Below are 20,060 nucleotides of genomic sequence, written 5' to 3'. Positions count from 1 at the left end.
GGCTTGTCGTGGTTACCGTAACGGGCACAGTATTGATGCTGCGTGGCGTCGAAGGCGGTGATGCAAATGCCGGAGCGACGATTCGTGTGCGCACTGGACGACCTGCCGCCCGGCCAGATGAAGCTGGTCGACGTCGGCAAGTTCGGCGTCGGCGTGTACAACGTGCGGGGCGAGCTGTACGCGATCGTCAATTACTGCTCGCACGAGGGCGCCCCGCTTTGCCTGGGTCTGATCGGTGGCACCAATGAGTTCGCCCCGGACGAACCCGGCGGCCTGCGCCGTGTCCGCGACGGTCAAATTGTCCGATGCCCTTGGCACAACTGGGAATTCGACATCACCACCGGACAAAACCTCGCCGATCCGACGCGCCGCGTCCGTACCTACCCGGTTGACGTCACCGACGGGGAGGTGTTCTTGACCGCATGAGCCCCATGATCATCGACGCCAACGTGCAACCGCATTTCCGCTACAACGCGGAGATACGGCGCTATCTACCTGCCGCTCACCAGTTGCGGTCGATTCCCGACGTCGAACAGCAGTGGTACCAAGCGCCCGGCGGCGACTACCGGCAAGACCTCTACGGTGACCACTACCCGGGATCGGATCCCGAGACCGTCAGCCGGCACCTCTTCGAACGCGGTGTCGAGTACGCCATCCTCAACCCGCTGACCCGGGGCAACATCGCCGACTACCTGCTCAACAGCCGCATCTGTGCTGCGGTCAACGATTGGCTGCTCGACCGCTGGCTCGAGCCCGACCCCGCGGATCGGTTCCGGGGCACCATCCGCGTCAACCCGGAAGACCCCAGGGGCGCCGTCGCGGAGATCGAGCGGTTGGCCGACCACCCCAAGCTGGTACAGGTCGGCGTCCCGATGCAGTCGCGCGAACCGTACGGCAAACCGATGTTCGAGCCGATCTGGGAGGCCGCCGCCGCCCATGGGCTGCCGGTGGCGGTGCACATCAACGGCGGCAACGGCGTCGACTATCCGCCCACCTTCGCCGGACACGCCCACACCTATCCGGGCTATGCGGCGTTCATGCCGCTGAACTACTTCGTGCACCTGGCCACCCTCATCGTCGAGGGCGTGTTCGGCAGGCATCCCGGCCTCAAGTTCGTCTTCGCCGACGGCGGCTACGACATCCTCACCCCGTTGATCTGGCGGCTCGACACCTTCTGGGTTTCGATGCGGGATCAGACCCCGTGGGTGGACCGCTACCCGAGCGAATACCTGCCCGGCCACGTTCGGTTCTGCTCCTCGGCGTTCGACGGGCCGACCGATGCCACCGACACGCAGCGCTGGATTGAATTCACCGGGAAGTCCGACCTGCTGATGTATGGGTCGGCCTACCCCCACTGGTCCACCTCGCCACCCGAGAGCGTTGCCGACGGCCTCGACGCCGCGCAGCGAGACAAGGTGCTGTGGCGCAACGCCAGCGAGCTCTACGGATTGAAGGAGCGTGTCCGATGACGACGATCGAGCGGATCGACTCCGCAACGGGTCGAGAAGACGAAATAGCGGTCACCATCGTCGACACCGATGTGCACCCGCTGCCCGTCTCGACCGAGGTGCTCAAGTCATACGCGGCGGCCGAATGGGTGGACAAGATCTGGCCGACCGGCAACGCGGTCGCCCCGGTGCCGCATTTCTACGACACACCCGATTCGTACAAGACGATGTCGCTGCGACTGGACGCCGCCCCGCCCGACGGGGGCGTCGCGGGCAGCGACCCGGAATTCGCTGCGAAGCAGCTGCTGCTCGATGCCGGTGTCAGCATCGCGACCCTCGAGCCGATGTGCGACGCCCAGCTGCCGCAAGCCGAACACGCGCTGAAGTCCGCCTACAACGACTGGCTCGCCGACGTCTGGCTCGACAAGAACAACCGGCACGGCCGTTGGCGCGGATCGATCAGCGTCAGCGCGCAGACGCCCGAGCGCGCGGCGCGCGAGGTCGAGCGCTGGGCGGGCCACCCGTACATGGCCCAGGTGCTGATGACGCCCCAGACTCGTGGGATCCCCTTCGGCAACCCGCATTTCGACCCGCTGTACGAAGCCGCGGCCCGCAACGGATTCCCGGTGGCGACGCACCTGATGGGGCAGACGCCCTTCGAACTGATCCCGCTGTATCCGGTTGGCAATCCGGCACATTGGCACGACTTCTTCGCCTCCTGGCCGCTGCTGTACGTCTCGCACCTGATGAGCCTGGTGTTCGACGGCGCGTTCGACCGTCACCCCGACCTGCGGGTGGTGTTCGTCGAAGGCGGCTTCACCTGGGCCATGCCGGTCATGTCGCGGATGGACCGCATCTGGGAGGCCCGCCGCGGCGACCTGCCACACGTGCGCCGGCGCCCGTCGGATTATGTGCGCGAACATGTTCGGTTCACCACCCAGCCGCTGGAAGACACCGACACCGTGCAGTTCCGCGAGTACCTCGAGATGATGGACATGGGCGACAACCTGATGTTCTCGACGGACTACCCACACTGGAGCTACGACGCGCCGTCCTACGCGATCAACCGATTCCCGGCCGACCAGCGCGAGCGGATCATGCGCGGCAACGCGACCGCCCTCTACGGGCTGCCGGCGACGGTCAAGGCGCTTCCCGGGGAACGCTGAGTCGGGGCCCATGGCCGGGGCTCCGGCGACAAGCGCCTCGTCTTTCACCACACCTGATCACAGGTCTACCTTGAAGAGGGTTTCCGGCACGTCCCGCGCCGGGATCCGACGAGCCCGCATGGTGAGCCCGGAAGCTGAGAGGGTATGACACAAACGAATCTGACGCGCCCGCAGGGCCTTACCCGGATCGACCCCGTGCTCCGGGAGGCCGCCACCGCACTGGGCGTCGTCGAATTCCGCGCCGAGACGCTGCCCGCCGAACGCGAACACGCCGGCCGACTCGCCGCCGAGCGCGCCGCGGACGTCGACACCGCCGATGTCGCCATCGAGACCCGCACCATCGCCGGCCCGGGCGGCCACCAGCTGAATCTTCGTCTCTACCGGGGGCCCAACCTGGATCGGGCCGAGTCAGGCTCGCCGCTCGTCCTGTACGCCCACGGCGGAGCCTTCGTGACCGGAAATCTGGACACCGATCACGCGCAGTGCGTGGAGTTGGCCAGGGCAGGCGGTTGCCTGTTGATTTCGGTCGACTACCGGCTCGCCCCGGAGCACCCCTGCCCGGCGGCGTTGGACGACGTCGAGGCCGGCTTCTACTACGCCATCCGGAATTGCGCGGACCTGAACGTGGACGTCAACCGCATCGCGGTGATGGGCCGCGACGCGGGCGCGGCCCTGGTCGCGGGCCTGAGCCAGCGCATGTTCGATGACGAAGGCCCCCAGATCCTGGTGCAGATCCTGCACCAGCCGATGCTCGACTCCGACGCCACCCAGTCGCGGCGTGAGTTTCAGCGCACCCCGGGTCTCAACGGGCCTGCGGTGAGCCGGGCATGGGGGCACTACCTTGGGCACGCCAGCGCCAACGGTCAGCACGTGCCCGCGCACCGGGCGAACCTCGAGGGCCTACCGCCCACCTTCATCAGCTGTGCGGAGATCGATCCGTGCCGCGACGAGGCCATCGATTACGCGAACAGGCTGTTGCATGCCTACGTGCACACGGAATTGCACGTGATCGCAGCGGCATTCAATGGGTTCGACTCGATGGTTCCCGATTGGGTTGTTTCGCAGGAGAACCGGGCCCTGCACGCCCGCTCGCTGCGCCGTGTGTTCGCCATGTAGCGGTGCACTATCGAGGGGACTCCGGTAGCTCTTACCGTAGCGCCCGTTGCTAACATCGAAACGCCGGCGAATCCTCCACGAGAGGCAGCATGACGACACTCGACTCTCCCGAAAAGACGCTGTTCACCTCGACGACCCAAGCCTTCCTGGAAAAGGAAGCGCCGCTGCGCCGCGTGCGCGAGTTGCAGGCCGCGGGGGAGTCCTTCGATCCGGCTTGGTGGCTGCGCGCCGCGGAGCTCGGCTGGACCAGCCTGCTGGTGCCCGAGGAATTGGGCGGCGGCAGCATTACGGAGAGCGGTTTGGCGGATCTGGCGCTGGTCGCCGAACAGCTCGGGAAGACGGTGGCGCCGGGACCCTTGTATCCGGTTAGCGCCGTGCTGGCCGCGCTCGTCGGGTGCGCGGACCGGCAGCCCCACCTCGCGACCATCGATGCGTTGATGTCCGGCGAAACCGTGGCGTCGTGGGCGGTTTCGGAGCCCGGCCGCGGATGGGCGCCGCTGGACCCCTCGGTGACGGCCACCCCCACCGATTCCGGCTACCGGATTGACGGCACCAAGGACCGGGTCGAGGCGGGCGCGCAGAGCGCGGTGCTGCTGGTGGTGGCGCGTTGCGGTGACGAGGTGCGCCAGTTCCTGGTCCCGACCGATGCGCCCGGCGTCACGGTGGTCCCGCAGCAGTCAGTGGACATGGTCAAGCAATACGCCAGGGTGCGGTTCGACGGCGTGGTGGTGGAGCGATCCGCGGCCGTGGGCACCGCCGCCGAGACGGCCGCGCTCGTCGACCGGCAGGGCCAAATCGCCCAGGTCCTGCAGTGCGCCGAGGTGGTCGGGATCCTGCAGACAGTGTTCGACCTGACCGTGCAGTGGGCGCTGGATCGGCACACCTTCGGGCGCCCGTTGGCGTCCTATCAAGCCCTCAAGCACAAGTTCGCCGACATGAAGCTGTGGCTCGAAGCCTGCCGCGCGACTACGGCCGCGGCGGTCGCCGACGTCGCGGCGAACTCGCCAGAGGCGGGGCTGTCTGCCAGCATCGCCAAGTCCTACGTGGGTGAGATGGCCGGCCAGATCGTTCAGGCCTGCGTGCAGATGCACGGCGGCATCGGCGTCACCTGGGAACACGACCTGCACCTCTACTTGCGTCGGGTCACGTTGTACCGCTCCATGTTCGGGACGCCCGAGGAACACAACCTGCGGGTGTACGAGCACGAGAAGGCGGGGCGTTCGGACCCATGACGACCGAATCCGTTGCCGACTTCGCGGCCCGGGCCAGGGCATGGCTGGCGGACAATATGCCCCCCATCGATCCCGAGTCACCCCCGCCGGCCCCGCGCGACGACGAGCGATCCTGGCTTCGGGCTCGGGAACTCCAAAAGCGCTTGTACGAAGGAGGATTCGCGGGGATCTGCTTTCCCCGCGAGTACGGTGGACTCGGACTCGACTACGAGTATCAGAAGGCCTTCGACGCCGAATCCCTCACCTACGAAATGCCGCTGATCCTCAACACCCCCACGTTCACCATCTGCTGTGCCACACTGCTCGACACCGGCAGCGAGGAGCAAAAGAAGCGCCACATCGCCGCGGCGCTGCGCGGTGACGAAGTGCTGGTTCAGTTGCTGTCCGAGCCCAGCGGCGGGTCCGACCTGGCCGGCGTCATCACCCGGGCCGAAAGTCAGGGCGACCGCTGGATACTCAACGGCGCCAAGACGTGGAGCACCAGCGCGTTCGCCGCCGACTACGGGCTGTGTCTGGCCCGCACCAATTGGGACGTCCCCAAGCACGAGGGCTTGACCATGTTCCTGGTGCCCATCGCGCACCCGGGAATCACCTTGCGCCGCATCACGATGCTGAGCGGTTCCACCGAATTCTGCGAGGAGTTCCTCGACGGGGTGGACGTCGGCGACGACGCCGTCGTCGGCGAGGTCGACGGCGGCTGGGCCGTGGCGTCGAGGCAGCTGTACCACGAGCGCCGGGCGGTGGGGCAGGGGTCCGAGTTCGCCAGCGGCAGCGGCAGCGAGGGCGGCCACACGATTCCCGTCGACTACGTGAGCCTGATCGAAAAGACGGGCCAGGCCGGTAACGAACGCGTCGAGCAGTTGGCCGGCCGCGCGCTGGTGCAGCGCGCGGTGGCCGAGCAGCTGATCGGCCACGTGTACCGCAGCGTCCGGGACGGCACCCTGCCGCCGGCCGGCGGCACACTCATCAGGCTGTTCCACGCCGAGACGGTGTTCGTGAACGTCGACACCGCCATGGCGATCGCCGGCAGCGCCGGCGTTGTCGGGGAACCCGGCGAAGGCCTGGAAACCGGGCTGCGCTACCTGTCCCGCCAGACCGTGGCGATGGGCGGTGGCACCACGGAGATGGCCCGCAACGTCATCGGCGAGCGGGTGCTGGGGTTCCCGCGGGAGTTCGCTGCCGACCGCGGTGTGCCGTTCAAGCAGGTGCGGCACGGCCAGCGGTCCGACCGCACCTAGCCCTCCGCGACGAGATTCTCGGCGAGCCCTCCGGCGACGGGGAGCTGCACCAGCGACAAGACATGGTGCGCGGGGCTTCCCGGCGGGGCCACCAGAACGTACTCGCTGCCCTGCCGCTGCGCGCGGTCGCGGGCGGCGGCCAGCGCGCTGACACCGGCCGACCCGAGGTGGGTCACGGCGCTGAGATCGATCGTCAACGGCGCTACGCCGGAACGGCTTTCGACCGCGATCTGTCGATCCAGCGTGGATGCCGTGGTGGAGTCCACGTCGCCGCTGACCGCGATGCGGCCCGGTTCGGTGACCAAGGAGACGAACTCGGAGTCGACCGACTTCGGCCGATCTCCCCGGCTGACAAGCGTGTCGGTGACGAAATTGGCCGGTCGCGACAGGCGGTGCGTCAAGCTGGCGGTGGTGCCGCCGGGCCCGTGACTGACGTGCGCGTGGGACACCAGGGCCTCGGCCATGGCAAGGCCGCGGCCGCGGCCTTGCTCGCCTTCCCGGTGATCCTTCCACTGTCCATGGTCGATGACCGACGCGTGCAGGCTGCCGTCCCCCGCCAGCGACGCTTCCACGACGACTCCGTCGGGAACCTCTGTCGCATAACCGTGTTCGACCGCATTCTCGACGAACTCCGAAATCGCGTGCACGATGTCCGAAATGTCCTCGGCCGCGGCGCCTACGTCGGACAGCCACTGACGCAGCCGGGAGCGCACGGTGCGTGCGGCGTGGATCGTGGCGTCCAGCGTCATCTGCAGAGGCGGCGGGGGCATGCGCCGTTGCGCCGCAAGTAGCGTGATGTCGTCGTTGTACCCGGTCGACCGCAACAGCAGTTCCAAAGTCTCCGAACATATCCGGTCGATGGGCCGCGCCGACGACTCGATGACGAACCCGCCCTGACCGCCGGCGATGTTCGCGGCCAGGTCGGCGAATTCGGCGGTGCTGGCCATCAGCGGCCGGCCGGGGCGTTCGATCAGGCCATCGGTGTAGAGCATGACCGCGTCGCCCACGTCGAGGAACTCCGTGCGCACCGGGAAACCCGTGTCGCTGCCGAGCGGGCCGCCGCCGGACGGCTCGAGGTAGCGCGCGTCGGCCTCCGCCTTGACCAGCAATGGCGGAGGGTGCCCGGCGGTGCAGTACTGGAATTCGCCGGTGCCGAAGTCGAGCGACCCCACGCACACGGTGGCCGACCTGGACCCGGGCACATGCTCGTGGAAGCGGTCGACGGCCGCCAGCGCCTCGGCGACCGGATACCCCGCCAGGAGCTGCATCCGCAGCGCGGTGCGCAACTGCGACATGACCGCGGCCGCCTCGACGCCATGGCCGACGACGTCGCCGACGATGAGAACCAGTCGATCCCCAAGGGGGATCGCATCGAACCAGTCGCCGCCGGCGGCGGTGTCCTGCGCGGCGACCAGGTACTCGGCGGCCACGTCCGCGCCGGGAACGACGGGCACCGACGGGGCCAGCAGCGCCTGCTGCATGACGGTGGCCGAGTCGCGGACGTTGCGGTACCGCTCGGACAACTCCGCCATGCGGGACTCGGCGGCCAGTCGCGCCTGCACCCGGTCGGTGACGTCGACGAAGGCGAGTTGCACCCCCTCGATCGAGCCGTCGTCGGCGCGCCGCGCGGTGACGATGAAGTCGAAGAAGTGTTCCTGCGCCGTCCCGGAGCCCTCGAAGTCCGCCTGCACGCGCCACTCGGTTCCCGACTGGGGTTCGCCCGTTTGATACACCCGGTCGAACATCTGCAGGATTTGCTGACTCTCCAGCTCCGGATAGACCTCGCGCACCAGGAGCCCGATGCTGTCGACCGGGGGACTCAGGGCCCGGTAGGCGGCGTTGACCGCGACGAATCGGTGGTCGGGCCCCTCCAGGCCGACCAACAGCGCGGGGACATTCTCGAAAATGCGGCGCACGTCGTCGGCCGCACCCACGGTCTTGTCCCAGTTTGTCTGGGCCGCCATCGGCCGTCCCTCCTACGGACCCTTCCTCGGACCGAGTCCCGCAAGCTGGCCCAAAAGCGCTGAGCACTGGCCAGGCACAGACATCAAGACTAGCAATGGCGGCCCCGTGCCCGGTGCAACGGTTTTCCTAGCGTGGCGTGCGGCTCTTCGGTGTCCCGGCGCGGGTCGAGTAATTTAAACCAGGTTTGTTTGTATTTACTCGGCGCGGGTATCACGCGCCCATGGTCAATGTCGGCCCAGGGCGGTTGATCTCGCTCTGGCGAAGCATCTGGTCCTCATCGGTGCTCACCTTCAATGGTTGGGTCGCCTTCAACCTGCCGCGGACGGTGACCGCGCTGGGCGCTGCCCTGCTGGGCGGCCTGGTGGCCCTGCATGCCTACGTCTTCGCCACGCTTTCGCCGGCGCCCTGGTACTTCGCCGTCTACGCGGGCCTGGTGGTGATCGGTTGCCTGTCGGCGATGACGGCGATGGTGTTCGCCCTCAAACCGCGTGTGCCTGCGGCGGGCTGGTACCTCGGGAGTCTGCTCTGCCTGGCCTTTCTCGCCGTCTACCTGATCAGCCGATGGGTCACCCTCGGCGGGCTGGACGCGGTGACGGGCCGATGGGACTTCACCCCGGGCACATTCGCTTTCGCGCTCGCCGCAGCCTTCGTTGCGGTGCACGCGACCGTGCTCTCGGGAGTCAACGTGGCCTACCCGCAACGGCAACAGTGGTACGACTGACTGGAGCTCAGGCATGACGACGCTCGACTATCCGGTGTGGCTGCGGGTCGACCATTGGCTCAACGTCTTGTTCGTCACGCTGATCATCCGCAGCGGCATCGAGATCCTCAGCACCCACCCCAAGTTGTATTGGCACGACGACAGCAAACCGGGCAGCGAATGGGCGCGTTTCACCCGCAAAGTCATGCCGCGGCACCGGCTATACGACACCCTCGACGAAGAAGAGTCCTACAGCTCACTGGTCGCGCTTCCCGGTCACAACAAATTGGGCATGGGACGCCATTGGCACTTCTTCTCGGTGATCGGCTGGATTCTGCTCGGACTGTCGTACTACGTCCTGCTTTTCGCGACCGGTCAATGGCACCGGTACTGGCCCTATTCATGGTCGATCTTTCCCGAAGCCGTCGACGACATCGTCACCTACCTGTCCTTCAACCTGCCGCCGCTGTTGCCCGGCGAGCCGTTGGACGCCATTCAGAAGCTGACCTATGCCGGCGTCGTTTTCCTCCTGGCGCCATTCCAAATCCTGACCGGGGCGGCGCAGTCACCGGCGATCGAGGCGCGCTTTCCGTGGTACGTGCGGATGTGGGGCGGCCGGCAGTGGGCGCGGAGCCTGCATTTCCTGGGATTGCTGGCCTTCGTCGTCTTCATCGTCATCCATCTCTCGATGATCTTCTTTTGGGGCTGGGGTCAACTGACGGCGTCGATGATCTTCGGATCCGTGCGCAACGTGTACTGGGCCACCGCGCTGTCGTTCGTCATCATCGGAGCGATCATCGCCGTCCACATCGCGGCCACGAAGTGGAGCCTCCGCAATCCCACCCAAGTGCAAAGCGTCCTCGGCGGCGTGGTCACCCGGGTTCGGCTGCTCCTGCTGCGCCCGCTGAATTCGCGGCAGGACTACCCGGCCCGCAAGCTGACCGAAGATCACCGAGTGAACGGAAAGCCGCCCGCCAGTACCGAATACAAGGTGATGGCGGTCCACAATTTCGTCGATTGGCGGCTAGCGGTCGGCGGCCTCGTGGAGAATCCGGTGACCCTCGACCTGGCCGCGCTGCGGGCGCTCGCCGAGCGGCAGACGCAGCGGACGATGCACAACTGTGTGCAGGGTTGGACCAGTATCGGCGAGTGGAGCGGGATCTCGCTGGCTGCACTGGCGGATCTCGTTAAGCCGTTGCCGCAGGCCAAATACATCTGCTTTCTCAGCATGCAGGACACCGGGCGTGACGAACCGGCGGCAGAGACTCCCGGGGGCCAGTTCTACGAGGTGATGGACCTCGAATTGGCCTACAAGCCGCAGACACTGCTGGCATACGAGATGAACGGCCGGCCGTTGCCCATCAAGCACGGCGCCCCTCTGCGGTTGCGGGTGGAGACACAGGTGGGATTCAAGATGGTCAAGTGGATCAACGGGATCGAGTTCATCAACGACTATTCCGGCATCGGTCACGGCCTGGGTGGCTGGCGCGAGGACCACGTGCACTACGACAAGGACGTGGAGATCTGAGGTGACCGACCACGACCCGACGGTGCGGCCGGAGCTCATCGAGCTGAATTCGGCTGCGCGGCATCGCGTGCTGGAATGCATCGACGCCAAGGGTGGCCACTGCGAGCGGTGCGGTGGCACCGCCTTCGACGTCGGCCGCGCGCTATACCTCGGATTCCTGTTCTTGAACGAGGACGAGGATGCCTACATGGTGGCGCTGACATGTCGCAATCCGGAGTGTGCCAAACCGCGCACCGGGATCGTGTTGCCGGACAAGGAGTTTCTCAGCTACGGCGCATCGGGGAACGCGACCGCATCCTGAGACGACGATGCGTCTTCGTCGTCGCGGCCCTGTCGTCCGATAGGACGGGGCGCGGAAGTCCCAACCGCTCGGCACTTTCGGAGACCCTGCGGAGGTCAGCGCACAGCGACTCGAATCGGTGCCGGTCCGCATCATCGAGCAGACCGAGGGAGCTGTAGTGGACCAGTCGGGGCAGCCGGCCCGCCAGCACAGCGCCCCACCGGACGCTGAAGTCGTAGACCTCGCCGTCCTCGACCAGATCCTTTCGTCCCAGCGCTTCGAGTGCCTGAATCTGGGCGGCGAGTAGTTCGACATCGGCGTCGATGGTCACCGGCGCCCGGCCTTCCGATGCCACACTCATCTGTCCTCCCATCGTCGCGGCCGCCGAACGTGCGCCAGTCTGGCGAATACCCAGCGACAGTCGTTTACACGCGGCGTCCGCGGGTACTGCCGGTCGCGGGGCGGTCCCCGGACCGCAACGACCATGCGCGCAAGGAGGACTGCCATGAGTGAGCCCGGCGGGATCATCGAACTTTGGGCTAAGGGCCTCGGTGTCGATCGTCAACGCGCCCTGGTCCTCGCCCGGCGCGGCCGCGTCTCGTAATTGCAGTGCGAGCAGGCGGCGGCGATGAGTGACCTACTGCTGCAGTTCTACAGCGGGTGGCGGCCAGCGGCCTGCGCGGCACTCAAGGCGCTCGCGTTATTCGTCACCGCCGCAGCCGCTTTCCGGCTCATGCTGCGGCGCACGATCGCTGAGTTCACGCCGTTCGATTGGGTCACCGCAGTCGCCGTCGGCGCCATCGTCGGGCGCACCGCGACGGCGGCCGACACTTCGTGGCTTACCGGGGTCGCCGCCCTGCTCACCCTGATCGGCGCCCACGACCTCGTTGCGCGGCTGCGCTTCAAGCCCTGGGTGCGCCGCCTCGTGGATCCACCGGTTCGGGTGCTGATCAGCGACGGCGAAGTGGACGAAAAGAACCTCAAGCGCTGCAGGCTAACTCGGGGAGACCTGGACGCGATACTGCGCCAACACGGTCACCGAACGCCCGCCCACGTCCGCCTCGCCTTATTCGAAACCAAGGGTGTGGTTTCCGTCATCGCCGACGGCGATTCCGCCGAGTGACCGATCAGGCCGAGACGGGCTTCTTCGCCGGTGCGGAGACCTTCATCAGCTTCATCAGGTTGCCACCCATGATCTTGGCGATGTCCGCCTCGTCGAAGTCGGTCAGCTCGTCGACGAAGGAGATGGGGTCCTTCAGGCCTTCGGGGTGCGGCCAGTCGGAGCCGAACAACACCCGGTCGGTGCCCACCATCTTGACGATCTCGGTGAACCGGTCCTCCCAGAACGGGGTGATGTAGACGCAACGCTTGAACGCCTCGATCGGGTTCTCGCTGAACGACTGCGGCATCTTCTTGTAGACGCCCTTGAGGCCCTTGAACAGGTCCGGCACCCAGTCGGCGCCGTTCTCGATCGACAGGATCCGCAGCTCGGGGTTGCGGGACAGCGCGCCGTGACACACCAGCGCACCCATGGCGTCGATGATCGGCCGGTGACCCATCACGAGGCTGCGGAACGGGGTCGGCTTGAACGGCAGGAACTCGTCGCCGGGCTCCCACACGTTCGCGAACTCCGAATAGCCGCTGTCCGAGGCGTGCATCGAGACGGGGATCTCGGCCTTGATGCAGGCCTGCCAGAACGGGTCGAACTCCTCGAGCCCGAACGACCGGCTGCCCTTGTAGCCGGGCACGGGCGCCGGGCGCACCAGGACGGTACGGGCGCCGCGCTCGAGGCACCATTCGAGTTCTTCGAGCGCGCGCTCGACGATCGGCAGCGTGATCACCGGGGTGGCGAAGATGCGGTCCTGGTAGTTGAACGACCACTGCTCGTACATCCATTGGTTCAGCGCGTGGATGACGTCGTGGGTCATCTCGGGGTCGTCCTTCATGCGCTCCTCGACGAGGCTGGCCAGCGTCGGGAACATCAGGGCGTAGTCGATGCCCAGCTCGTCCATGACCTCCAGCCGCGCGCCGGGCTCGCGGAAGGCGGGGATGGCCTTCATCGGCTCGCCGAGGATCTCGCGATAGCTCTTGCCCTGCGCGCCGTTGCGGAAGTAATCCTCCTGGGCGCCCGGCTTGGCGACGACCTCGAACGTCGGGTTGGGGATGTACTCGCTGATGTGGCCGCGAACCACGATCTTGGTGCGGCCACGCACCTGGACGTAGTCGATGACGCGTTTGCGGTTCTCCGGCAGGAACTTGGTCAGGGCCTCCTGCGGCTCGTACATGTGGTTGTCGGCGTCGAACACGGGGAAGGAAAGTTCGCGAGACGGCATGGCGATCTCCTCGGGGCAAATCTGGGGTTCTCAGTAGGTGGTAATGACGTTACCACTCATGAGGGCCTTGCGTGTAGCGCCCATTGGGCCCGGTCGTCGCCGGCGTGACGCCCGATGACGCCGGCTAGGTGCCCGGCCAGGTGGGGATCTCCGGTGTTTTTCCGTCGATGACGGCGAAGTTCACGGTCGCCGTCGCGAGGAGCTCGTCGTCCGCCTCGCCGTAGATGTCGACCTGCATCACCATCGCCCGCCGGCCGGATCGCAGCATCCGGGGCACCGCGAACGCCAAGCCCTGCCGGATCGGGCGAAGGTAGCGAACGAAGAGGTCCGCCGTGGTCATCGTGGTGCCCGGCGTCAGGTATTCGAGGCCGAACTGCCCGCCTGCCACGTCGACGAGCGTCGCGATCAGGCCGCCCTGCAACGCGCCCGAGGTGTTGACGACGGCGGGACTGACCGGCATCGTCATCGCGAATTCACCGTCGCGGGTTCCCGGCCGCAGGCCGATCTGGGCGAACAGCTCGGACAGCGACAGCTGGTTCGACTCCTCGCTGTCCCGGATGCCCAGGGCGCGACTGCAGAACTCGTAGAGGTGCCCGACGTCGACCGGCGTCCCGTTCAATTCCGCACCCAGCCAATGCAATCGCTGCGCGCCCATCACCGTCTGCATCACGATGGCGGCCGACGCCGCGACGTCCAGTCCCGGGTTGAACACGCCCTCGGTGATGCCCTGCCCCACGATGTCGCGGATCAGGCGATGCAAAGGGGAGAGGACCCGCGCGTAATCGCGGGGGCGGGTCTCGGCCAGGTGCTGGTTATAGAGGGTCAAGGCGCGATTGAGGCTGTCTTGTGTGCTTGATTCCGGTTGCTGGCTGATGCGGTCGATCACCAGCTTGAGCGCCGCGGTGCTGTCCAGCCCCTCGGTCTCGGCGCGCCAGGCCTGGACCGATTGGGCGATGGTCCGGTCGAACAGTGCCAGCAGCAATTCGTCCTTGCTGCTGAAATGCTGGTAGAAGGCGCGCAGCGACGTCTTGGACCGGCCGACGACCTCCTGCACCGTGAAGTCGGTGCGGCCGGTTTCGCCCAAGATTTCGACGGCCGTCTTGATGAAGCGGTCGCCGCGGGTCACTTCGCCGTCGTCGCCAAGGTCGGCCATGAGCGCTTCGTCCCCTTCCTCGGCGCGCTGCTCGCGCTATGAGAATGAGGTTACCGCGCCTCCCGGCCGATGTGCGCTCACGCCCTGGGGCAGAAGATTCCGAGTATCTGCTGGCAGTTGTCTTTGTTGATGAGGGCCGGCGGTGGTGGCGGCTTCGGCGGCGGGTTGTCCCCGTCCCAGATCATGCTCGAGACGTTGCCCATCCCGGGCCAGAGGTAGTAGTAGGTGTGGCACACGTTCATGTCCCAGCCCCGAAAAGGGTCGGTGACGTGGTTGCCGGTGGCCGGCAGGGGTTGCCCCGGGCACCATTGATGCGCAGGGCCCCAATCCGGATTGTCGGCCTGGGCGGGGCCCGCGGCGAGCCCGGTCGCGGTGACCGCCAGGCCACCCGAAAGCAGTGCGCCGGCGATGAGCTTCTTCAGGGTGCGGATGGTGTCCACGACGTTCCTTTCGCTTGATTGGCGAAAGTCTTGCCTCCGGTTCCGGTTACCGATCCCAATTACGGCGCAACAATGTCGACACGGTCGGCGTCCCGGACAGGCCCTAATGTTGTGACCGTGTTGACAAAACCGCTGACCGCCGCGGCGGCCGTGCTGGCCGCATGCACGCCGACGTTCGCCCCGCCGGCCGCCGCCGACCAGGACAACTACGTGGCCTTCCTGTCGCCGTCGCGCAACATCAGCTGCGAGATCGACTACCAGCGCCACGGCATCCCCGACGAGGCGTTCTGCTTCAGCATCTCCCCGCCGCAGTCGGTGACCATGGACCCCGCCGGCGTCCTGTCCCGCTGCACCGGCGAAAGCTGTCTGGCCAACCCGCCGGAAGGCACGCCGAGCCTCGGCTACGGGAAGACGGCTGGAGCCGGGCCGTTCAGCTGCCGGTCGGAGACGGACGGCGTGACGTGCACTGTGAGCTCGGGTCGCGGCTTCACCATATCCAACGCAGGGATTGCCGCCGTAGGCTGACTTTGGCCTTCAGCCGCCACGGGCCTCGATCATCGCCGAGCGATTCACCTTGGTCGCCGCGGTGCGGGGAATCGCGTCGACGAACTCCACGGTCTTGGGCGCCTTGTAGTGGGCGAGCCGGCTCTTCGCGTACTCGATCACCTGTTCTTCGCTGAGCACCGCGCCGTCGGCCGGCTGCACCACCGCGTGCACCCGGCGACCCCACTGCGGGTCGGTGAGTCCGATGACGACGACGTCGGCGATGTCGGGATGACCCGCCAGAGCCGACTCTACTTCCGCCGGAAAGACATTGGCACCGCCGGTGATGATCATGTCGACGCGGCGGTCGACGATGTAGAGATAACCGTCCTCGTCCAGGTAGCCGATGTCGCCGGCGGAGCGAAAGCCGTCTTCGGTGGTCGGTAGCGGCGCCGCGCCGCCGATATAGCGCGACCCCGCGCTCATCGGTGCGCGCAGGTAGATCTCGCCGTGTTCGCCGGGCCCGAGCGGTTTCGTTCCGGCGTCGAGAATCCGGATCTCGGTTTCCCGGAAACCGCGGCCGACGCTACCCGGGTGGGCGAGCCACTCGTCGCCCCGCAATGCGGTGAGCCCGAGGTTCTCGGTCATGCCGTACGCCGACACGATCTGCTGCGGGCTCAGCAGTTCGAACCAGGTGTGCATGAGCGACGGCGGCATGACAGCGGCGCCCTGCAGAATGAACACGATGCTGGACAAGTCGCGCTCCCGGACGTCGGGCCGGGCCGCTATGCGCGCCAGCATTGTGGGCGTGGCCGTGAAATTGGTGATCCGGAAGCGTTCGATGACATCCAAAGCCAGGGCAGCATCGAACTTTTCGAGTATCACCAGATGGTCGCCGGCCAGCAGGAAGAAGAAGGTGGCGAACCCGTTGGTGTGGTACATCGGCGCGGGCACCATGATGGTCTGCGGCTGGGCGACGGGCGTCCAGTTCGACAGGAAGGGCTCGCCGTGTTGGGGGGTCCACAGCGAGGGCGCCAGGCTCAGGATGACTTTCGGTATGCCGGTCGACCCGCTGCTGCAGATGCCGTTGGCGTTGGGGGAGATGGCGTCGGGCAGAGCCTCAGCGGACTCGGCACCGGCCTGGGCATCCAGGCGCCAGCGGCTCACCTCGTCGACGACGACGGCGGGATCGATCACCTCGCGTACCCGATCGCGCTCCCATTCGGGCAGGTCCCAGTGCATGGGAACTGGAACGGCGCCGATCTTCCAGCAGCCCAGTGTGGCCAGGACCAGGTGTATCGAGTTCGGGATCGCCAGGGCGACAAGGGAACCGGTTCCGGCACCTTTTGCGGAAAGCGCGCGGCCCCATTGGTTGGCGCGCGCGTCCAGCTCACCGAACGTCAGCGACTTCGTGGTGCCGTCGAGGGCGACGATGGTTACGCCCGTGTCGTCGCCGCGCTCCTCGGCGAGCTCGGAAAGCTTGGCGCCGAACGGGATTCCGTCCGCTAACGGGTTGGCCGCCCCTTCGGCCGCGATCGGTTCGGTGGCGCTCACGCCGATACCGGCCCGCTGAACAGTGTCTCCAACGAGCCATCCGGGACACCGGGAATCAGTCGCAACGCGAGCGCCTCGGCGCCCAGCGGCAAACGGATCAGCGGTTGCGTGTGACGGTCGAGCACGCTGACGTCGGACTCATCGCAGAAACCCAAGGCGCCGAGCAGCTGATGGGAGGTGCGCAGCACCTGACGCGCGGTGTCGGATGCCTTGAGCCGCAGGACGAGTGCATCAGCCGAGCGGACCGGCAGCGGTAGCGACTCCGGCCGGCAGACGGTGTATTTGGCCAACTCGTGCAGCCCGCGCACGGCGACGGCGGCCTCCGCGACGGCGAACCTGACCGCCTGGAAATCGGCCAGCGGCTTACCGAACTGCACGCGGGCGCGCACATGATCGGTGACGATGTGCAGCGCCTGCTGAACGGATCCCAGAATCCGCCATGATCCCAGCACGAGATGAAGGTTAATGTCGTCGGCGGGGACGATTCCATCGGGTGCGCCGAGGGAAGCGGGCACCAGGAACGGGCCGAGTTTGGCGCTGGTCCGCGACGCCGGCTCCGGGGGGTAGCGGTTGCCGTCCAGGTCGGCGGCGATCCAGTCGCCCGGTAGGTCGCCGTGGTCGATGCGCGGCGCCTCGGGGTTGACCAGGGCCAGGCGGGCGCCGTCGATCGCGAGCAGCTCCTCGACGAGGGGATAGGGCAACACCATCGCGCCGGCGGCCCGGCACAGCACGGCGGCGGCCAGCAGGTCGTCGGGTGCCGACCGCACATCGAGCTCGAACGCACCGACCTCGGTGAGGGCCGCGCGCGCCGCGTCCCGGATGGTGTCGTCGGTCTCGGCGCGCAACGCCGCCTGCGGGCCGCCCAGCCGGGCGAACCGCTTGGCCGCGACCGCGGCGAAGTCGCTGATGTCTTGTGGCAGATCAGTTTTCACCGGTGCTCTCCCAACACGTCGCGGGCCACCAACATCTTCTGCACTTCGATGGTGCCCGACGCCACGGTGGCGGCCTGTGCGTACCGCCAATGGTCTTCGATTGCCCCGTGCAGCGCGGCGCCGCTGCCACTGTCCAGCGCTATCGGGCCCAGCACGTCGAAGAGCAGCTCGGCGACCTGCTGGTCGCACGTCGTGGTGGCGATGCGGGCGGCACTGGCCGCGGCGCCCGCCGCCGGGTCGTCCTGCAACGACACCGCCCGGTAAGCCAGCAACCGGGCCACCCGAAGATCGACGAGCGCCCGGACCCAGCGGGAGCGGAGCGACTCGGGCAGCGTGGACCAGTCGTCCCCGAGCTGGGTGCTCATCCGGTCGAGCAATGATTCGCAGCGCGCGTAGCGGGCGATGCCGACGCGCTCGAATGCCAGCGCCTCGCGCATGACCCGCCAGCCGTCGCCGACCTCGCCGAGGACGTCGCCGGGAAGCGCCTGCACGTCGTCGAGGAACATCTCGTTGAGGTGATGTGGTCCCAGCATCGACCCGATCGGCCGGACGGTAAAGCCGGGGCGGTCCATCGGAATCAGAAAGAGGGTGAGCCGCTTGGGCTTTGGCGCCTCGGGATCGGTGCACGCCGCCAGCACACACCAGGATGCCATCAGCGCATAGGACGTCCACACCTTCTGGCCGGTGATGCGCCAACCGTCCCCGTCCGGCACGGCGCGGGTGCGCAACGAGGCGAGGTCGGTACCGGCCTCGGGCTCGGAGAAGCCCTGGCACCAGATCACATCTCCCGCGGCGATGGCCGCCAGGTGCCTGGCCTTCTGTTCGGCCGTGCCGTAGCGCATCAACGCCGGGCCGACCCAGTTGACCCCCATGTACTGGGGACCACGTGGTTCGTGCTGGGCCCACATCTCCTCGCGCAGCACCGTCTGCTGCCAGACCGAACCCCCGCCGCCGCCATGCTCTTTCGGCCAGGCCAGCGCCAGCAGTCCCTCGGCCGCCAGCAGTTTGCAGAAGGTCTCGGTGGTGGCCAGATCCCGGGGGTTCTCGGTGCAGGCGCCCAAGAAGTCGGCGGGGATGTGGTTGGCCACGAGCTCGCGCAGGTGATTCCGCAGTTGTGCGGCGTCGTCGCCGAGGTCGTAATCCATCGTTGTCATCCCTTCGGCAGCCCGAGCACCCGCTCGGCGATGATGTTGCGCTGGACCTCCGATGTCCCGCCGTAGATGGTCGCGGCAAGCGCGTCCTGGCGTTCGAAGAGCAGATCCGGGTCGCTCAGCGATTGCGTTCCTTGCGCAGCCGCGGCGAGATCCCAAACACGCTGCAAGGTAACGGATCCGAGCAGTTTCATGGAGTCGGCCTCGGGGCTCGGTCGTCCGGCGAGTTCGTTGCCCAGGGCGCGGTACCCGGTGGCCCGCAACGCCTCGGCGTCGGCGAGCAGGGAACCGAGTTCCGCGCAGATGTCCGCGGTCGGCTGCGCGTTGCGCACCGACTCGAGCCCTCGCTTGATCTCGACCCAGTTCATGATCCAGATCATCTGGCGTTCATGGTGCAGCGACGACAGGGCGACGTTCCACCCGCCGTGCAATGGACCCAGCAGGTTGTCCGCAGGCACCTCGACGTCGTCGAGGAAGACCTCGCAGAACGTCTCGTCGGAGATCGACGCCATCCGGATGGGCTCGATCCGCACCCCGGGCGAGTGCAGATCGAGAATCAGGCAGGAAATCCCGCGGTGTTTCGGGGCTTCCGGGTCGGTGCGGGCATACAGTGTGCACCACCGCGATTCATGGGCTTGGGTGGTCCAGATCTTGTGGCCGTTAACCCGGAAGCTGTCCCCATCGCGTTCGGCGCGTGTGCGCAGACCGGCGAAATCCGACCCGGCCTCCGGTTCGGACATGCCCAGCGCCCACCATTCCTCACCGCGCAGCAGCGGGACGAGCAACCGCTCGATCTGCGCCGGGGTGCCGAACTGGCGGATGCCGGGCGCGGCCACGTTGGGACCCGCGATGTTCGGCAGCTTGGGCGCCGAGCGCATCGCCGCCTCGAGCCGAACCTCCATCGCGTCGCGCAGGCCCAGCGATCGACCGCCGTGTTCTTTCGGCCAGGTCGGCTGAATCCATCCGGCCTCGAAGGCCGCCCGCTGGTAATCACGCCGCAGCGGCAGATCCCAGCGGTACTCGCGGTAGTTTTCGTAATAGTCGTTCGGCAGGAAGTCCGTCAGCCAGGCGCCGAATTCTTCGACCACCCCGGTCATGCCGCGCCGCCCGCGAAACGGCGTCCCACTTCGTGGTACAGGGCGCGGCTGTCGCCCAGCATCGCGGCGGCCTGCCATGCGTGCCGGACGTAGAGGTGGGCGTCGTGCTCCCAGGTCTGCCCGAGCGCCCCGTGCACCTGCACCGCGGTTCTCGCGCAGGTGGCCGCCGCATCGCCGGCCGCCGCCTTGGCGAGCGCCGCGGTGGTCCACGCTTCCGCGGGCGCCGTGGTCGGGTCGCCCAGCC

The 20,060-nt window shown here is 67.3% G+C and carries 21 protein-coding genes; 11 read left to right on the top strand and 10 right to left on the bottom strand.

All coding sequences use genetic code 11. The features are described 5' to 3' along the window. The first annotated feature begins 66 nt into the window (after positions 1-66). The 6 genes from A9X03_RS12610 to A9X03_RS12585 all read left to right on the top strand — a co-directional run bounded on the left by A9X03_RS12610 (position 67) and on the right by A9X03_RS12585 (position 6,200). Positions 67-426 carry a Rieske (2Fe-2S) protein gene (locus A9X03_RS12610; RefSeq protein WP_082950250.1) on the top strand — a complete coding sequence of 120 codons (360 nt, stop codon included), beginning with the start codon at positions 67-69 and terminating at the stop codon, positions 424-426. Positions 427-431: 5 nt separating this feature from the next. Further along, positions 432-1,469, top strand: coding sequence for an amidohydrolase family protein (locus A9X03_RS12605; RefSeq protein ID WP_067760480.1), 1,038 nt, complete (start codon positions 432-434; stop codon positions 1,467-1,469). Then, complete coding sequence (locus A9X03_RS12600; protein ID WP_067760482.1) at positions 1,466-2,614, top strand: amidohydrolase family protein; 1,149 nt, start codon at positions 1,466-1,468, stop codon at positions 2,612-2,614. The genes A9X03_RS12605 and A9X03_RS12600 overlap by 4 nt, the downstream gene beginning before the upstream one ends. Positions 2,615-2,758: 144 nt before the next feature. After that, complete coding sequence (locus A9X03_RS12595) at positions 2,759-3,730, top strand: alpha/beta hydrolase (protein ID WP_068261313.1); 972 nt, start codon at positions 2,759-2,761, stop codon at positions 3,728-3,730. 89 nt (positions 3,731-3,819) lie between these two features. Then, on the top strand, positions 3,820-4,962 hold the full coding sequence (locus A9X03_RS12590; RefSeq protein WP_067784014.1) for an acyl-CoA dehydrogenase family protein: 1,143 nt from the start codon (positions 3,820-3,822) through the stop codon (positions 4,960-4,962). After that, on the top strand, positions 4,959-6,200 hold the full coding sequence (locus tag A9X03_RS12585; protein WP_068261312.1) for an acyl-CoA dehydrogenase family protein: 1,242 nt from the start codon (positions 4,959-4,961) through the stop codon (positions 6,198-6,200). The genes A9X03_RS12590 and A9X03_RS12585 overlap by 4 nt, the downstream gene beginning before the upstream one ends. Here the strand turns inward: A9X03_RS12585 and A9X03_RS12580 are convergent. Beyond that, positions 6,197-8,164 (bottom strand): SpoIIE family protein phosphatase, encoded by a 1,968-nt coding sequence (locus tag A9X03_RS12580; RefSeq protein ID WP_068261306.1) that lies wholly within the window; start codon positions 8,162-8,164, stop codon positions 6,197-6,199. The genes A9X03_RS12585 and A9X03_RS12580 overlap by 4 nt on opposite strands. Before the next feature lie 221 nt (positions 8,165-8,385). Here A9X03_RS12580 and A9X03_RS12575 point away from each other — a divergent pair, with 221 nt between their 5' ends. From A9X03_RS12575 to A9X03_RS12565, 3 genes are read left to right on the top strand one after another with little or no spacing between them, the layout of a single operon-like run. Then, positions 8,386-8,886, top strand: a complete 501-nt coding sequence (locus A9X03_RS12575; RefSeq protein WP_068261303.1) for an oxidoreductase — start codon at positions 8,386-8,388, stop codon at positions 8,884-8,886. 13 nt (positions 8,887-8,899) lie between these two features. Continuing rightward, entirely contained in the window at positions 8,900-10,393 is a 1,494-nt protein-coding gene (locus A9X03_RS12570; RefSeq protein WP_067760494.1) for a molybdopterin-dependent oxidoreductase, read from the top strand. Position 10,394: 1 nt separating this feature from the next. Next, positions 10,395-10,694, top strand: coding sequence for a hypothetical protein (locus A9X03_RS12565; protein ID WP_068261300.1), 300 nt, complete (start codon positions 10,395-10,397; stop codon positions 10,692-10,694). On the opposite strand, the gene A9X03_RS12560 is transcribed toward A9X03_RS12565, so the two are convergent. Beyond that, the gene (locus tag A9X03_RS12560; protein WP_068261297.1) at positions 10,657-11,034 is read right to left on the bottom strand and encodes a hypothetical protein; all 378 of its coding nucleotides are present in this window, start codon (positions 11,032-11,034) and stop codon (positions 10,657-10,659) included. The genes A9X03_RS12565 and A9X03_RS12560 overlap by 38 nt on opposite strands. Positions 11,035-11,301: 267 nt before the next feature. On the opposite strand from A9X03_RS12560, the gene A9X03_RS12555 reads away from it, so the two are divergent. Beyond that, positions 11,302-11,796: a DUF421 domain-containing protein gene (locus A9X03_RS12555; protein WP_068261294.1), complete on the top strand. Its 495-nt coding sequence runs from the start codon at positions 11,302-11,304 to the stop codon at positions 11,794-11,796. A 4-nt stretch (positions 11,797-11,800) separates the two neighbouring features. On the opposite strand, the gene A9X03_RS12550 is transcribed toward A9X03_RS12555, so the two are convergent. From A9X03_RS12550 to A9X03_RS12540, 3 genes are all read right to left on the bottom strand, one after another. After that, positions 11,801-13,006: an amidohydrolase family protein gene (locus tag A9X03_RS12550; protein WP_067760499.1), complete on the bottom strand. Its 1,206-nt coding sequence runs from the start codon at positions 13,004-13,006 to the stop codon at positions 11,801-11,803. Between the two features lie 124 nt (positions 13,007-13,130). Continuing rightward, a complete protein-coding gene (locus A9X03_RS12545) occupies positions 13,131-14,159 on the bottom strand; it encodes a hotdog fold thioesterase (protein WP_067760501.1) in 1,029 nt (342 codons plus the stop codon). 77 nt (positions 14,160-14,236) lie between these two features. Next, positions 14,237-14,599, bottom strand: a complete 363-nt coding sequence (locus tag A9X03_RS12540) for a hypothetical protein (RefSeq protein ID WP_067760503.1) — start codon at positions 14,597-14,599, stop codon at positions 14,237-14,239. 117 nt (positions 14,600-14,716) lie between these two features. Between A9X03_RS12540 and A9X03_RS12535 the strand changes: the two genes are divergently transcribed. Next, a complete protein-coding gene (locus A9X03_RS12535; RefSeq protein WP_231968929.1) occupies positions 14,717-15,124 on the top strand; it encodes a hypothetical protein in 408 nt (135 codons plus the stop codon). Between the two features lie 9 nt (positions 15,125-15,133). On the opposite strand, the gene A9X03_RS12530 is transcribed toward A9X03_RS12535, so the two are convergent. The 5 genes from A9X03_RS12530 to A9X03_RS12510 form a co-directional block, all read right to left on the bottom strand. After that, positions 15,134-16,636, bottom strand: a complete 1,503-nt coding sequence (locus A9X03_RS12530) for a class I adenylate-forming enzyme family protein (RefSeq protein WP_067760505.1) — start codon at positions 16,634-16,636, stop codon at positions 15,134-15,136. Further along, positions 16,633-17,568 carry an acyl-CoA dehydrogenase family protein gene (locus A9X03_RS12525; protein ID WP_067760507.1) on the bottom strand — a complete coding sequence of 312 codons (936 nt, stop codon included), beginning with the start codon at positions 17,566-17,568 and terminating at the stop codon, positions 16,633-16,635. The genes A9X03_RS12530 and A9X03_RS12525 overlap by 4 nt, the downstream gene beginning before the upstream one ends. Beyond that, positions 17,565-18,722: an acyl-CoA dehydrogenase family protein gene (locus A9X03_RS12520; RefSeq protein WP_197499217.1), complete on the bottom strand. Its 1,158-nt coding sequence runs from the start codon at positions 18,720-18,722 to the stop codon at positions 17,565-17,567. Before A9X03_RS12520 ends, A9X03_RS12525 begins: the two co-directional genes overlap by 4 nt. Then, complete coding sequence (locus A9X03_RS12515) at positions 18,719-19,816, bottom strand: acyl-CoA dehydrogenase family protein (RefSeq protein ID WP_067760509.1); 1,098 nt, start codon at positions 19,814-19,816, stop codon at positions 18,719-18,721. Before A9X03_RS12515 ends, A9X03_RS12520 begins: the two co-directional genes overlap by 4 nt. Then, positions 19,813-20,060 (bottom strand): acyl-CoA dehydrogenase family protein (locus A9X03_RS12510; protein WP_255392547.1); only part of this gene is annotated, 248 nt, incomplete at its 5' end. The genes A9X03_RS12515 and A9X03_RS12510, both read right to left, overlap by 4 nt.

Source organism: Mycobacterium sp. E1715 (assembly GCF_001667625.1).
Taxonomy (GTDB): Bacteria; Actinomycetota; Actinomycetes; order Mycobacteriales; family Mycobacteriaceae; genus Mycobacterium.
Note: the sequence above shows the minus strand (reverse complement) of the source record. Positions and strands in the feature narration are given on the sequence as shown.